This window comes from Mesorhizobium sp. AR02 (assembly GCF_024746835.1).
GTDB lineage: Bacteria > Pseudomonadota > Alphaproteobacteria > Rhizobiales > Rhizobiaceae > Mesorhizobium.
Map to the genome: position 1 here is coordinate 437974 of NZ_CP080530.1, position 15263 is coordinate 453236.

8 protein-coding genes and 1 pseudogene are annotated in these 15263 nt (G+C 54.5%); all 9 read left to right on the top strand.

What is annotated here, in order from left to right; translation table 11 throughout:
• Positions 1-38 precede the first annotated feature (38 nt).
• On the top strand, positions 39-641 hold the full coding sequence (locus DBIPINDM_RS01915; RefSeq protein WP_258581176.1) for a GNAT family N-acetyltransferase: 603 nt from the start codon (positions 39-41) through the stop codon (positions 639-641).
• 151 nt (positions 642-792) lie between these two features.
• Positions 793-3126 carry a hypothetical protein gene (locus DBIPINDM_RS01920; protein WP_258581177.1) on the top strand — a complete coding sequence of 778 codons (2334 nt, stop codon included), beginning with the start codon at positions 793-795 and terminating at the stop codon, positions 3124-3126.
• 87 nt (positions 3127-3213) lie between these two features.
• Positions 3214-4527, top strand: coding sequence for a hypothetical protein (locus DBIPINDM_RS01925; protein WP_258581178.1), 1314 nt, complete (start codon positions 3214-3216; stop codon positions 4525-4527).
• A gap of 69 nt (positions 4528-4596) precedes the next feature.
• Positions 4597-6759, top strand: coding sequence for a glycosyltransferase (locus tag DBIPINDM_RS01930; RefSeq protein ID WP_258581179.1), 2163 nt, complete (start codon positions 4597-4599; stop codon positions 6757-6759).
• 209 nt (positions 6760-6968) lie between these two features.
• Positions 6969-9041 carry a glycosyltransferase gene (locus DBIPINDM_RS01935; protein ID WP_258581180.1) on the top strand — a complete coding sequence of 691 codons (2073 nt, stop codon included), beginning with the start codon at positions 6969-6971 and terminating at the stop codon, positions 9039-9041.
• A gap of 506 nt (positions 9042-9547) precedes the next feature.
• Positions 9548-9809, top strand: a pseudogene (locus tag DBIPINDM_RS01940) (hypothetical protein); the annotation flags it as partial.
• 71 nt (positions 9810-9880) lie between these two features.
• The gene (locus DBIPINDM_RS01945) at positions 9881-11881 is read left to right on the top strand and encodes a glycosyltransferase (RefSeq protein ID WP_258581181.1); all 2001 of its coding nucleotides are present in this window, start codon (positions 9881-9883) and stop codon (positions 11879-11881) included.
• Positions 11878-13449 carry a tetratricopeptide repeat protein gene (locus tag DBIPINDM_RS01950; protein WP_258581182.1) on the top strand — a complete coding sequence of 524 codons (1572 nt, stop codon included), beginning with the start codon at positions 11878-11880 and terminating at the stop codon, positions 13447-13449. Before DBIPINDM_RS01945 ends, DBIPINDM_RS01950 begins: the two co-directional genes overlap by 4 nt.
• 287 nt (positions 13450-13736) lie before the next feature.
• Complete coding sequence (locus tag DBIPINDM_RS01955) at positions 13737-15110, top strand: hypothetical protein (protein ID WP_258581183.1); 1374 nt, start codon at positions 13737-13739, stop codon at positions 15108-15110.
• Positions 15111-15263: the final 153 nt, after the last annotated feature.

Here is a 15263-nt window from a genome sequence, read left to right on the forward strand (position 1 = left end):
AAGCGTGCATTATTCTTATATTACAAGAGGTGGATACCTTGGACCAGAATATCAGGCGATTGGTGAAGGGAGAGATTGAGAACGACTTGTCAGAAGAGGGAAAGGCGTTTTTGGGTGACCTCGTATATCAAGCGTTGCCGGAGTTGTATGACAAGGTTCCAATCGACCGTCCGAAGCTCAACCTCATTTTAGCCGATCAAATTGATTCACCGTCGACCGAACTCTCAGAAACTTGGACCCTGTGGGAAGAGGGTGCAATTTTGGGGCTTCTATCCGTTGTCGACGCAGGCGAACTGGATGCATCCCAGCGGATGGGAATGTTGGACATCGTGCGGCACCTGGATCGGGACGCAAGGACTAATTTCAAGAGAGCCCTCGAAGGCCATGGCTCGAATGTTGAAACCCTTGCATCCGGGGAGGGAAAATATCTCCCGCGCATGGCCGTGGCAGAGGCGGCTCGGGGAAAAGGAGTTGCGCGGCGGTTGATGCATCATGTGCTTGATCGCTATCCTAATACTCCAATATACCTACACGTTGCGAACACAAACGCGATCGTCATAAAGCTGCACAAGTCTCTAGGCTTTCAGTTTCAATCCGAATCAGACTTTCCGATTCGCGTTCTGGTCCGTAATCCACAATAGTTCGGATCGAGAACTAGTCATTCACCTTGAGGAATGGCGTAGATCCATAGCGCACCGCTGTGCGAGCCAAATCGCGTCACTTATTGGTGATAGTTTGGCGTTAAAAAAGCTAGGAGCAGAGTCGTTGAGGCCGATGAAAGGAGTTATTGCATTGGATAATATTCGCCCGCTATCATTCGGCGGTTGCTTGCTCAATAATTTAATTTCGGCTTTACATCAGAATAATAAGCTGGGCGGAATATACAAGGAGATGGGCTTCCTTAGGACGCCGTTCTCCATTTCTGCAGCGAGTGCTGTCCAGCTCTTGGACTTTATAACCGGCAGCAAAACAATCCCGCCGCACGTGCGGCGGTTCTGTTATCTCGATAGCAGCCGAGAGCCTAGCAATGAGCAGATGGCCATCCCATATACTGCCGACATAATAATTGTCGAAATGAGCACCTCTATCGATATCTTGTACGATGGCTTCGTTGTTAACACGAATCGGTTTCAAGAAATCATCCTGCCAGAGCTTGAGCATCTAACTGTGCCGCCACGAATAGTGGCCAAATGGAGGTCGTCTCTTGTCAAACAGAACGAATCCGCACGCGCCACGTATGCAAAACAACTCCTCGAATTGGTTCCTCTTACGGAGGATTTCGAGTGGCTTCACGATCTAGTCGGACGAACGACTACGCGTCAATTGAACGTTGACGATATGACCAATTACATCGGGCGCATCAAAGAAACGCTAGATGTGCCGCTAGCGATGGTTCATCACAATTTTAGATACATGCCCGACGGGAGGCCTATCTCCTGGCCCACTGAACTTAAGGACCAATCGATCGAGGTCGCACATCGGCTCAAAGCCTACGAGATGGACTTTGCTCCTTTCGTAGCACGCCACGGCGTGAAACGTGTCCTGGCCGATGATTGCCGCCATTGGAACCCCGGGTTTTTTCCCGAGATCGCCAACCATCTATATAAATTCATAAGCAGAGTCGCCGGGCGAGGGACGCCGGAGGATCTCATTGAGAGGACGTTCGTTCCAACCGAGCTCGAAAACGACGAACCACCACCGATCCCAAATAAGCGCCAGAGTCCAGACAAGCGTCTGAGCGAAACCACTAGCGTCGACGGGAGCGAGAAGGACAACTCAGCGGTTGGGCGTGAGGATCCCCCGGGAGACGCTAGAGAGTTACAACCGGGCACGGACGGTGGGACGTTGAGCGCAGACGATCTCGTTTATCATCCGGAAACGGCGTCTCATTTCGATTTCGACGCGAATGTGCTCAACATGATTCTTGTCGTCGGCCAGTCTTGGGCACTTGGTGGCAATAACGATGAGGCAGGGGACGCGCCTCTTACCTCCGTGCCAGAACATCCTGGGCGCGCGCTGATGTTCGATGCCGGATCTGCTCCTCGAGGCAGGCGCGTGTCAAAACTGGTTGACCTATTTGAGCGGGCCACCGGTTCCACCAAGGAAACACCCTGCGGAGGTTTGGCCGATTACTTGATGCGTACCTGCGAAAGTCGATTCGGAAAGAAGCCCACCGTGGTGTTTGCCTCTGTCGGACGCGGGGGCACAACCCTGAGCGGGCTTAATCAGGGGAGCGCTGACGGGTTACTTCGAGGATCGGCACAGCATCTGGAGGCCATGCGTTTGGTGGCGAAGGCAGCGGAATTTGCCCGTGCCGAAGGCAAATGTGTCCGAGTCCTGGCGATCTGTCTCGCACACGGCGAGTCCGACGCCGGACGGGGAACGCCTGCCGATTCTTATCAGCGAGGCCTGATCCTGCTTCGGCAGCAATATGACGCGGACATCCGGCACCTAACTGGCCAAGTGGCTTCTGTACCTATGCTCACATATCAAGCCAATCGCGGAGCATCGCGACCAGGAATAATAGCAGAAAGCGTCTGGTCACAGCTTCGGGTGGCAAAAGCTGACCCGCATATACGATGTGTTGGGCCTGTTTACCATCACGAGCCCGAAATGCGTTCCGATGGTCGGTCGGCTCATCTGAAAGCAATCGGCTACCGCCGCATTGGCTTCCAATTCGGCCATTTTTTACTTGATGACCTTTTCGGGCCTGGATTGGAACCGCTACGCGTCAGTCATGTCCGGTTGCTGCGACCAAATTTGATCGGTCTTGAATATTCCAGAACAATCACGCTCGAGCAAAACGATGATCGCATAAATGTATCAAATCTGGGGGCTGGGCTAGGTATTGATGCAGTAGGGATGGGAGCGGCTTGCCCGACAATAACTTCCCTCGCCATATCCGCTCGCGACGACAAACTTCTCGAAATACATTTTTCGAGCCCAATAAGCCGATCTGGCGCCAAGCTTTTCATAGCTGCACGCATCACTGGGACTAATTGCGGGCGACATGAAGGAGCGCGAAGCGGCATTCGTGCGAAAGTTCCGTACTATGTAGATCCGCACGACAATACTGCAATGTATGATTGGGCCTGCTCAGAGAGCGTCGATTTGCCCTACCAATAGACAGTATACTCGAACGCCGGATTAGGTTGCATGAAAGCCAAGTCTCGAAAGTACCAACCTAAGACGCAAATGAGGAACCCCGAAAACATGTCCGCCACCGCCAGTATATCACCTGATCTCGGATTTTTTGAAAGCGTCGTCAGCGCACACGCGGAGTTGAACGTCTCCTGGAAGCGGAGAGACTATGTCCGCGTCGGAGACGCCGCGGCAACGCTGTTGGCACTCATCCCCGACAACCAGAATGCGCTGAAACTCCAACTGAAAGCCGCCATTCGCAGAGGGGACGACACAGACCTCGTCGCAACTGCTCGCGCCGCAGCGGCCATTGCCGCGCCCGACGTGCAAAGTGCGGCTCACCAGCTCGCCGCGAAACGAAGGTGGGAGGATGCAGCCACGTTACTGCTAGCTCTACCGGAAAACGCGGAGAAAACGGAACAGCGCGAAACCTTGTCACGGCGCATCGCCGCCCAATTGGCGGCCGCCGGACTCCAGGCGAAAAACGAAGGCGACGAAGAGAAGGCTGCCAGGCTTTGGCAATTGGGACTGAGCCTCAGTCCCGGAGACGCCAAGATGAAGCGCAGGTTGCGCCAACTCATTCATGCCGCCGCCGTAAAGGCGATCGAGGCCAATTTTGAAACGGACGCAAATACCTATATTCGAACGTGGCACGGTGTCCTGGCGCTCAGTCCCGATCACAGTACCGCTTTGAAAAGATTGGCGACCGCGTATGAAAAAGGCGGACATAACGAAGCCTCTCTGGAGTTATGGGCGCGTCTGGTGCGCCTGACACCTGAAAATCCATCGGTGGTGCGTCGCGTTTTGCGGCTGGCGCTTTTGACTAACCAGGAACTGGACGCTCTTGTCCTTTTGGCGAGCGTAGGTGCTGCCGTGCCCGATGATAAGATCGGCGAAGCAACCCGACGCGCTGTCTTCCTTCAGCTTAGGGAATTCCTGCGCACCCACAACTATCTCTTGGCTGCACATCGTTTCTCCGTCCTTAAGAAATCCTCTTTGGACTTGTCCAAATACGACAACATCGAGGAACGCGTCTTTCGCGGCACCGTCCGTGAGTACAAACGCTTAATGAAGGATGGGAGCGTTAAGGAAGCTACCCAGTTGGCAGAATTGGTGCTGGATATCGACAGCAACAATCCATTTGCGTTGGCGAACCTCGCCCAATACTCCTTCAAGGTCACAAATTTCGAACAGGCAGTATCCTACTATGAGCGGTTGGCATCCGTAGACGGGTCGAATGTGAAGGCTTGGATCGGACTGGCCCGCAGCCGCAAAAAGCTTGGCGATCTTCCCGCAGCTGTTGAAGCGGCAAGGAGATGCCTTTCCATTGAGCCTGGAAATCAAATTGCAGAGCAAATTGTCACCGCTTTTGCGCCAGTAGCTTAAGGGCGCGATGCCCTGCGCTCATCTTCTTGCACATGGCGTCGCGGAAAATCGGATCATAAGGATTTCGACATGGCAGGGGCTAAAGATCATCAAAGCGGTCGTATGCTCAATAGTCTATTTGGGGAAGGTCTCGGGACGAAGTCGGTTTCGCGATTGATCGACGAAAATCTCCCGCCGCTCCCCAAAGGTGCCAAGAATGGGGAACCTCTCAAGACAGCGCAGATAGATGCGCTGTCAGTTGCGGAGCGAAAAGCTTATGAAGTGCAGATCGACCTGGCTAGCCAAAAGGAGGCCCGGGACCGGGAGCGTATCCGTGAGCTCGAAGCCAATATTCATGCGCTCACCATCGAAATATCGAGAGGCGACATTTCGTTACGAGTGAACCAGATCGAGAAGGAGCTGGACTCTTATAAGCAAGCGAAGAAGAATGTTGATGTTCTCAACCTCGACCTCCTGGCCCAGGTCAAAACTATAAATAATAAGCTCGAGACGCTGCGTAGTAGCCCGATCTTGAGTTTGGGTGAAGATATCTTGGCAATCAAAGGAGACTGGAAACGCGCTTTTTCGCTTCCAACCAAATTCCGTGCCGCTCAAGATCAAGCGATGAAGGACAAGGCCGCTTTGCCGGTCGAGCTGGGCCCCGATCTGGCAACGGCCGAAGCCCTACAGCATGCCGATCGCGCTCTGGCCATCGCCGAGCAGGATGGCTGGCATTCTGCCGAGCAATGGGTTCGCGATCAGAGGCTGCCCGCGGGCATCTTATCGCGGGTGCTTTTGGAACTATCGCGTCGCGCGCGCTTTAGCGATATTCCCGTCGCCGTCTCGTTGGCCAAGGCCGCCCTGGCAGCCGATCCGCAACAGTGGAGAGTTAAGCATCTCGCATTCGTTCTCGCGGATGTTGGGGTGGTCAAAGAGGCTTTGGAGGTGATGCGATCGGCGATCGCCACCGGTGTCAACTTCAACCCGAGCGAACTCAAACGCTTCGACGAATTATCCGCGCTTGCCAGGCTCGAAGTGACTGGGCTTTCCTTGCCGAAGCGTAGCGCCAGCCAAAACGGCCGTCCCAACTCGGTCATCTTCTACTGGCCGAAATCTTTCCCTGGCCACTGGTCCGCTTCCAGCTTGCGCGGCCTCTCATTAGCTAGTGCCTTCCAGAAGGCCGGCAACGAAGTCAAGATAGTGACCGTCCCTGGCTACCCCGCAATCGACAAATCCGGCCGCGTCGAACTTACCAAGGATATAGTTGCGGGCATTGCCCACTTCCGACTGCCGGCTATCGAAGTCGACGGTAGCATACTCGACACCCACTCCTGGGATGCCAGCGAACTGCTTGCGGAGAGGATCGCTGCCGCGAATGCCGGGGCTGTTGTCGCACCAAGCTCGATTGAACTTGCCTATCCGGCGGCGATAGCGGCGCGCCTTAACGGATCTCGCTTCATTCTCGATTGTACGACTATGACTCGAGCGAAGAGCAGTCCAGCTAGCGAGCGCGAAAAAATCCTTATTGCGCTGGAAAATGCTCTCTTGGCCGAGGCCGATACGGTCCTGGTGCGTGACGACTTTTTCACTGACCGCTTAGCCGAAGCTGGCGTGTCGGCACATAAGGTTCTATCTATCGGAGAATCGGTTTTCCAATTCAACGCCGACAAGAATTCCTCCGACTGGTCCTCATCGCCAATTCTCAAAGGCGGCTTCGTCATCGGATATGTCGGCGACGCTTACGACGAAGTGGATCTCGAATCTTTCCCGGCGATCCTGGATGAACTGGTCAAGCGCGGGCTTCCAGTTAGGCTGCTCATTTTTGGCGTCGGCACGCGCTTCCACCGGATTCGCGATAAACTGCAAGCCCTAGGCCACGGGGACCGATGCCTATTTCCTGGACGCCCGCGCAACGGACATATCGCAGCCGCCTTCGCCGCGATTGATCTGGTCGTCATCCCAGCGATGCCAGTGACCCAGCGCTGCGGGCGATCACGCTTCGAAATCGCAGAAGCCCTTGCGTATCGGCGCCCTGTACTCGCGGCAGGGCCGATCGCAAGCGCCGTGAAGCCCAGCCTGAAAACCATCGAGGCTTTTGGAGAGGAGATGGTCGCGGCAATGGTTGACGCAGTCTCGACCTTCATCCTTCAGCCGGGCAGCCTGGAACAACTTTCGCAAGCAGCAACCAAAGCAGCCCACGACATGACCGTTGCGGCCGCCGCCGAACGGCTAGTGCAGGCATCGCCTAATTAAGTCAACTGCCGCATATTGTAAGTACGCCGTATAGGAAACCGCAAAAGTCGTCCACACATTATTTGGGCGATACTAGCTCGTATCGCTATCGTGGAGATAATGCCCACGCAACGCGCTTTTACCCGGATCTTCTTTTACTATTTCTTTTTTGACGGCTCTTTGACCCACAATATGTGTTATTGATCGTCATACGAACTGGATCGGCTAATATGTTATTCACCGCCAAGAAGTGGTTGCGGGGTCCAAATCGGATCGACAAGGTACAATCAATTGAGCGACATGATGTCGATCCCGTAACAGTTGCAGTTCTTCAGGGGCTACAAGAAAACACGATCGCAGCACGTCCTGACACGAAAGCGCTTGGCAGGGCGCAAAAGCGAGTTAGTTCATTGCGAGAAATGGCAGAATTGCCTGACACTCTCTCTTATCTTCTAGGAGAAATCGCGCGGTTCCCCAACGAAGAGAGGCTTCAACAGATGGCCGCGCAGGCACTCGAAAGGTTCCAAGACCCGCGTGCATTAGCCGTTTGGCGCGGCATCGACTCTCGATTTCCAAATTCGCGCCATGCATATGTACGCCTCTTGCGCTGGACCATACGGTTAGGCGGGACAGATGCCGGGCGAAATATCCACGCTGAGCGATACCCTGAAGAGCCCAAGCACTCTGAAGGCATGTTCGTATTTGCGCGTGCGCTTATAGAACTAAAAGACTTCGAAGAGGCAGAGCACGCTCTATCGAAAATAACCCAAATGGCTGATATTTCAGAGGCCATACTTCTTGACGTGGTGAATCTATACTTAGCCATAAACCAACCGCTTAGAGCGCGAGAAATCGTTAATGCGAGTCAGGATAGATTTGGCCCTACCGTAAAAAATCTAAGTGTCGCCTCACAGGTCGACGCGAATATATCTGCCCTAGAAAGCGCTGCCGAAAGCAGTAGCGGCGCAGAGATTAATCCACACGAATTTCTTATCGATCACGTCTTTAATGAAGCCAAGCGCCTCCGGCCGAGCGCCCCAACGGACAATAAAGGATTTTTGGGGCACCTAATTCTTGTCAATGGCGGCCTTGGCTCCGGTGGTGCCGAGCGCCAGTTAACCAATACCGCTCTCGCAATCAAATCGGCTATGGAAGCGGGGCTCTCAATTGACGGGCATGACGTGATTGGCCCGGTTCAAATTCTATGCCGGTCGCTCAATTCGCGCTCGGGGTCGGATTTCTTTGCTCCGCTGATGTCGCACGCGGGGTTCAATGTTCACCAGTATGTGGAATTCGACAAGTTTGCCGGGCGACCAGGATGGTCATGCCTACGGGAGGTAATCCATTGTCTCCCCTACCTTCCATTTCCGATGCGTGAGGGCCTGGTTCAGGCGGCCGACGTTCTGCGTCAGGCATCGCCGGATGTCATACACATCTGGCAGGACGGGTCTGTATTGGCCTTGGGACTAGCCGCGCTATTTGCCAACGTACCGCGTATAGTGCTGGGTGTACGAACTTTGCCGCCAGTCGACCGAGCCGAACGAAATAAATCTGAATATAACATCGTCTATCGGTTACTATTGTCCGCTCCGGGTGTGGTGATCGTCTCTAACTCTCTCGCAGTGGCTAAGCGTTACGAGGAGTGGCTCGATCTACCGCGCGGAACCGTCCGGATCATTCCGAACGGTTTGGAGCCGTTGTCTTTGGCCGCCGACGAGGCAACTTTGGCAATGGCGCGAGCCTTCAGTAAAAATAACCCCCGCGGCTGCTTTACTATTGGCTCAGCAATGCGATTTGACAACAACAAGAGGCCATTAGAGTGGCTTGATATCGCGGCAACCTTCGCCTCATCTCGTCCCGACGTGCGGTTCATAATGGTCGGCGACGGACCGCTTCGTAGCGGAGCGATGAACCATGCTCGAAAGCTAGGCATTGAAGATCGGGTTCTTTTCACCGGACGATCGCAACATGTAGGCTTTTGGCTTTCGCAAATGGATGTTTTCTTGCTGCTGTCGCGGCATGAGGGTTTGCCCAATGTCCTCATTGAGGCTCAATACTCCGGGCTGCCTGTGGTAGCCACGCCCGCTGGAGGTTCCGGTGAAACTTTTGAAAACGGAAGAACGGGAACACTTCTACCCAGCATAGATAAGGTAGACCCGGAGCAGGTTGCTAAGGTGTTGAATTCTTGGTGTCGTCCTGTTCCTGAGCAGAAGCTTTTGGCGGAGCAAATTCGGGACTATGCTACCGAACGTTTTTCAATTGACAACATGCTTGCGCTAACTCTCGAGGCCTACCTTAACTGACTAGGAACCGGCCATAACAGAGGCGGAAGTCCAACTCGCCAAGCTGTTCAGACGAAAGCGGCCATGTCTCCAAAACTCAAGAGGGTGTTACCGTTGATGTTAATCGGTTCGGAGTCGCGCTCGGGTGATTTTGTGATTCGTGAGAGCGTTGGCGTGGCGGTTGGCACCGGCTGGACATGCCGGGACGGGAGCAGTGTTCAGGGGCGAGCGTCGCGATGTTGTGAGGTGGTCGCAACGCCAGGGCTTGAGCGGAAGCGCGTCAGCGCTACGCATGGGACGCCAATCCGGACGGGATTTGGGACGACTCGCGGGGTTGGTGGAGCGGGTAGCCTCACAGTCGCGTTGGCGGAGCTCGCCGAGCGCCGGATCCTGCCAGCCCGATATCGGTCTGGCGGGTGCTGAAAGAATTCAGCTTCAAAAAACACTGCTCGCCAGCGAGTAGGACAGGCCGGTGACTGCACGCGCCGGGCGCAACGGAGGAAGTACCGGGCGGGCTTGATCCACGGCGCACGCTGACCTTCCTGGCCGTGCTGCGCCGAGAACGCATCGACGCGCCCTGCATCATCGACGATCCCATCAATCGCAAGCTTTGGGCCTGGGTCGAGCAGGTCTTCGCCAAGCTCAAGCACCTCACACGGAAGGCTGCAAAACGGACAGCCGAGGCCGCATGGCGACGTATTCGGAACGCTCTTCGAAACCTTTCAAAGCGGCGAATGCGCAAATATCTTGCTTTTAGCAAGTCGCAGCGCAGGTTTGTACCATTGTTGACCTGCCCCTCGCGAGGGTTGTGATTATCGTTGTTATAAAATGAACTCCAGAATACTTTAAAGGGGCAAGCAATGTTGGACGTGAGCGCGGAACTCAAGGGAATTCCCTCTCCACAGAGCGCCGATTACCTTATCGAAATTCGGCAATTGATGCATGAGACCGGAACCGCCACGGGCGCGCGGCGCGTGGAGCCTCGCCTACGGGAACTGGTATCCGTTTATCCGTTGGAATTCGATGTCAACTACAACCATGTCCTCGCCTTGGAGTTGTGTCGCACGAGGGATGATATGCTCTCGCTGTGGCTCCAGTTGCACGAACGGTTCCCTCAAGAACTCAAACCTTTGCGCTACATCGTCCGGTGGTTCTACCGGGAAAAGCGCGTGGACGAGGCGTGCGATTTCATCGAAGCCGTGCTGCCGTCCGTGCCGAAAGCCGCAGACGACCTCTTAGAAAAGGGAGAACTGTACTGCGAACTGCGTAAACCCGAGCGCGCTCAGACTTACTTCACGCAGTTTATCGAACGATTTCCAGAGGATATGCGCGGAAGGATATCTTATGCGCGCCGCCTTAAGGACTGGGGCAACAGTTTCGTGGCGCTGTCCGTTTTGGACGGCATTGATCACGCAACTGTCGGCTCCCATGCCTCCGGACAGTTCATTAAGGAGCTGCGCGATGGCATGGCGGTCCTTGCAAAACGCTATGACGATGATTCGCTCAAGTCGCGAGACACTTCAGGATTGGCCCTAGCTTTAGTGATCGAGAAGTACGCATCCAAACGCGAGGAGCCGACGGCAACGAACCGACTTGGGAAAGTCTCGCTTATTACCGGAAGCTTAGCAGCGGGAGGGGCGGAACGTCAGATAGCGCGCGTCGGCATTCGCTTGATGGATGCTTTCCGGATGAAAAGCCCCCTCGCGGGCATCGTATTAACCGAGCCGTGCCATGTCGTGCTTAAATCGCTCAAGAGCGCGGAAGGATGCGATTTTTTCCTCCCAGCCGTGCGTCGAAACGACGTGGAAACACGTGAGATCGATGATTTTCCTACCGTGCGCATTCAAGACCTTGTTTTGGGCGACGACGAGATATCAACTCTTCTGCCAATGCTTCCCAAGTCTGCGCTCTATGGCGTCCAGAGGATGGTGAACTATTTTCGGGAGGAGAAGATCGAAGTCGCATTTATCTGGCAGGATGGGGCAGTCTTATTTGCCGCCTTGGCCGCGCTAATAGCGGGTGTTCCTCGCATCGTAGTCTCCGTTCGCGGCTTACCACCTTCACTGCGTGTACATTTGTTTCATCCTGCTTATCAAGATATGTATCGCGCACTCGCAGTGACTCCTGGTGTGCGCTTTTCCTCCAACAGTGAGGCGGCAGTGAAGGCGTATACGGATTGGCTTAAAGTCGACAACCTGCGTTTTAGCATTGTGCATAACGGCGTTCTTGTGCCGCTGCTTCCTGCCGCCGATGGCGATGTCGATTTGTGGCAAAACTTTCAGTTGTCCAACCCTGATGCGACGACCACCATCGGCAGCGTTTTTCGCTTCGATACCGATAAGCGGCCCTCTCTCTGGATAGATTTCGCTCATGCCTATCTTCAGCGCCATCCGCAGACGAAGATTGTGCTAGTCGGCGGTGGGCGCATGCTCAAGGAGGCAAAAGAGAAGGCCGCTCGCCTCGGCATTATCGATCGCGTACTATTCACTGGTTTATCCGACAATGTCGGTTTCTGGTTGAAGAAAATGGATGCTTTCGTGCTGCTTTCCCGGTTCGAAGGCTTGCCCAATGCTCTTATTGAAGCGCAGTTGTGCGGTGTTCCGGTTGTCACCACGCCGGCGGGCGGCGCGGCCGACACAGCGGTGGAGGGTATCACTGGCTGCGTACTGTCGGCAGTGGAGGAAGTCGATCTGGAGGAATGCTGTGACAAGGTCAACGAGGTGCTTGCATTCGCCCAGGCAGATGCTGAGGCACCGACCAGAATTCGTCTGATTGCCGAGGAGCGGTTTTCAACCGAAGCGATGGTTCTTCGTACCGTCCGATTGCTCGCAGGACACTACGAAGGTGGTTCGCTAACATGAGTGTGGAAATCGCTGCCCAAAAACCTGACGTGAGAGCCGTCGCTGCGGCATCGGTCGCCATTTTGCGCGCCGGTCAGGCCGGCAATATCGAAGAAGCGATCCACCTTGCTCTCGCCCACATCTCTTATGCTGCGGACTTTCCCCGGCTTACGCAAGTGTCTCTGCAGGCGTTTTTGAGGGGTAATCGCAACGACGCGGCTTCACGATTGGTCGATAACGTCGTCGCAAAAGGCAACACATTGCCTCAAGTCGCCGTATTGGCCATTCGCCATTTGCTCGGCTCTGATCGAGCCGGCGAAGCCTACGCCTTTGCCCGCACTCTACTTGAGGGCAACGGAAAGGTCGAACCTCGTCTCGCCGAAGCGGCGGCGCGCGCCGCTCTCGCCAGCGATAAACCGGTCTCAGAAGCATTGGAGATCCTTGAAAATGCTAAAAGTTGCGCCGGCAACGACGGTATTTTCCTGCGCGCCTACGGCGAACTTCTATTGTCTGCCGGGCGTTACGCAGAGGCTGTCGATGTCCTCGCCCCTATTGTATCGTTGAGGCCTAACACGACTAATACCCGGCTTCTTTTGGCCCGTGCTCTCAAGCATGCTCACCGGCTTGAGGAGGCGTGTACCGAGATGTTGACCGTTGTGAAGCTCGATCCCTCCGTAACGAACAGGCGCGGCGCAGTTGCCTTGCTGTTGCAGGTCGGGCGCGAAGCCGAGGCAAAGCAGCTTTATGGCGACATGGTGAGCGAACGGAAGAACAAGCTAACAAGGACTTTCTCCGCAGGATTGGCTGCACTCGATGCACGTCTGGATGAGGTCAAGCTGCCGCAGAGGCGACTCGACTGGGCTTGGGAAATCGTGAGCCGGAAGCTTGGACACCCACCTTCACCCAATCGCGAGGACTGGGATCGGCGCGCGAAATGGGGACATCTTCTAGACAAACTTATCCAAGATTGGCTGGAGTGTTCTATTGATCAAGCTGGAGAGATTGCCAGCTTTTTCAATGTCAGCGATGCCAATAGAAACACCGTCATCGAGGCCAGTGACGAAGGCAAAGGCGTGTTGCTAGTCAGCGCGCATATCGGCCCGATGTTTGCAGGCCCTGTAGCCATCCACTCGTTTGGAAAGCCCTACAGGTGGCTATCGTCAACGCCAAGAATTTCGACCACCAGCTTTGCGAATACCTTGATCTCCACGGCCGACTTAAACGAAGTTCAAGTGGCGCGATGTGTCATCGATTCGCTGCGTGCCGACTGCCTCGTCACCCTCGCCGCCGACGGCGCGATGTCCCCCAATGCGCCACGCATCACCTGGGAGGGAAAGTCCATAACATACTCCCCGTTTTGCGCGATGCTCTCTTACAAGACCAAAGTGCCTACGATCTTTACCTCTCCCCTCTGGGCAGAAAACCAATTTCGGTTTGTTGTAAAAAGGCTGCCGACCGCCGAAACAGGTGAGGGGTTGAGACAGTTTTCCAGTCGCTGGCAGCAAGCCTTCTTCGAGGAGGTTAAGAATGTATTGGTAACGGGTCCAGAAAATCTACGCCTCAACGGCGGACTCTGGCGCAATATTTGAGCGTCCAACTTGGGTCTGCAAAGGTGTTACTGCTGGACTACGTCAAGTGTTGAAAGCGATGCCATGATGCCGCCAAGTGTTGAGCTAAACAAGCCAGTTCGAATAAATCAATCGCTGAAGACGTATCCGCAAACTCGACGGCCATCGCTGTACAAAACAACAGCTAGCGGACGGGCATTTCTTTAGAATAAGATTTAGACAGAGTTATTGCCGGCTTTTTGCTTGCTATGCAAGCTCCAGTTTGCCTCATGGTCTGCCCTGAATAGACCTAAAGACGAGAGTAATTCGTGGCAACATACCTCAAAATGTTGGTAATCTCCTTCCGTCTATTTGCGCTGTCAGCGTTTTTGACGCCCCAGATCGCAATTTCAGCCTCCTCGGCAATTTTGGACGAATTTGCTCAAGCTCAAGCTATAGCACTTGTAAACTCGGCGAGAGCACGGGCTGAAGAAATTGGCCTTCACGATGCTTGCCAGCAAAAAAAGCAGGATTTCGACCAAATACCAGGATTTGCCGGAGACGCGCAAACGAGCGGTGGGCAGGGGGGGGTAGTCCTGCAGGTCCATTCAGACGAGGACAATCAACCGAGAACTCGGCCACTGCCGGGGACACTGCGAGAGGCGGTGGAATTCGGATATAGGCATCGCACGGCTACTCGTATCGAGTTTTCTCCGGAGTTGAAAGGGCACGTGATTAAACTATACTCAGCGTTACGGCCTAGCGACAATACAACTATTGACGGCAAATGTACAGGCGTGACACTTGTCGCAGACGCCGATATAGCACTGATAATTCTTGCTGGCAGGCAGAATGTGATTATTTCCGGGCTGAAAATGAGGAAGTATCCTTATACGGGCGAGAACAAGGGGCGAGCAGATGGGAAGGATTTTCGAGACTGTATAACCGTTTCCGGGTCGGTCGATCGGCTGGCCTTCCTTTATAATGATTTCGAGACTTGCGGCGATGGCGAACTCGATATCACATCCGGCGTGGGCAACCTTATGCCAAACGCTGGCGGACATATGACGATCGCATTCAATCGATTTGGGCATCATGATAAAGCTATGCTTTTGGGAACGGACGGATGCGGCGATGCAACCGTTGGTCCAGTTGACTGCCCTGACTATGCGAAAGCCAACTCTGAACCCCTAGCGCCGCTGTACAAGGTGACGCTTTTTGCCAATTTCTTCGAATGGGCGGGGCAAAGACAACCGCGAGCCTTCGGCCGAGTGTTGCTGGACGCCACCAACAATGTATTTGCATTCACCCCATTCGATCGAGGGAATGGCACGTCAGGGTCGACCTATGGTATTTTTGCAAGCAACGGAGCTTTAGTTTCCGCTCAGGACAATCTTTTCATAGGTGTACCCTTTTCTGGCCGCCCAGCCTACGGCCTCACAACAACAACGTCGCCAGGGATCTCCCTTTTGGAGTCGCAGGCCGCTATCCGCTCAGAAAATAATTTAGCCTATGGCAATGAAATTATTTCGCAAAACCGGCCTGAGCTGGTTCCGCAAATCGCATATGCTGGTGGCGCGGAACTTGAAAGGATCGATTTCAAGCCACTAGGCGCTCGCGATGCGCTTGCCTGCGTCATCACGCAAGTAGGACCGTATGGAAGACTTGAGTGGCCTTCGTCGTGCCAGCGAAGTGGCAGATGACCATCTGGAGTATCCGGATTAGTCAAGCCTCACTTGGGACTTCCCCGGTCGACCTTGATGAGAGTGTTCGGGAGCCATTTTGGTTTTTCATCACGGCCGTTTTGGCAGATCACGAGCCCTTTGAGGGTTTTCCGGGCCTTGAGCTGATCATAG

Bases quoted from the DNA above. Each gene is read 5' to 3' on its own strand.
- DBIPINDM_RS01945 (WP_258581181.1), top strand. From the start codon at position 9,881: ATGTTGGACGTGAGCGCGGAACTCAAGGGAATTCCCTCTCCACAGAGC.
- DBIPINDM_RS01950 (WP_258581182.1), top strand. From the start codon at position 11,878: ATGAGTGTGGAAATCGCTGCCCAAAAACCTGACGTGAGAGCCGTCGCT.
- DBIPINDM_RS01925 (WP_258581178.1), top strand. From the start codon at position 3,214: ATGTCCGCCACCGCCAGTATATCACCTGATCTCGGATTTTTTGAAAGC.
- DBIPINDM_RS01930 (WP_258581179.1), top strand. From the start codon at position 4,597: ATGGCAGGGGCTAAAGATCATCAAAGCGGTCGTATGCTCAATAGTCTA.
- DBIPINDM_RS01935 (WP_258581180.1), top strand. From the start codon at position 6,969: ATGTTATTCACCGCCAAGAAGTGGTTGCGGGGTCCAAATCGGATCGAC.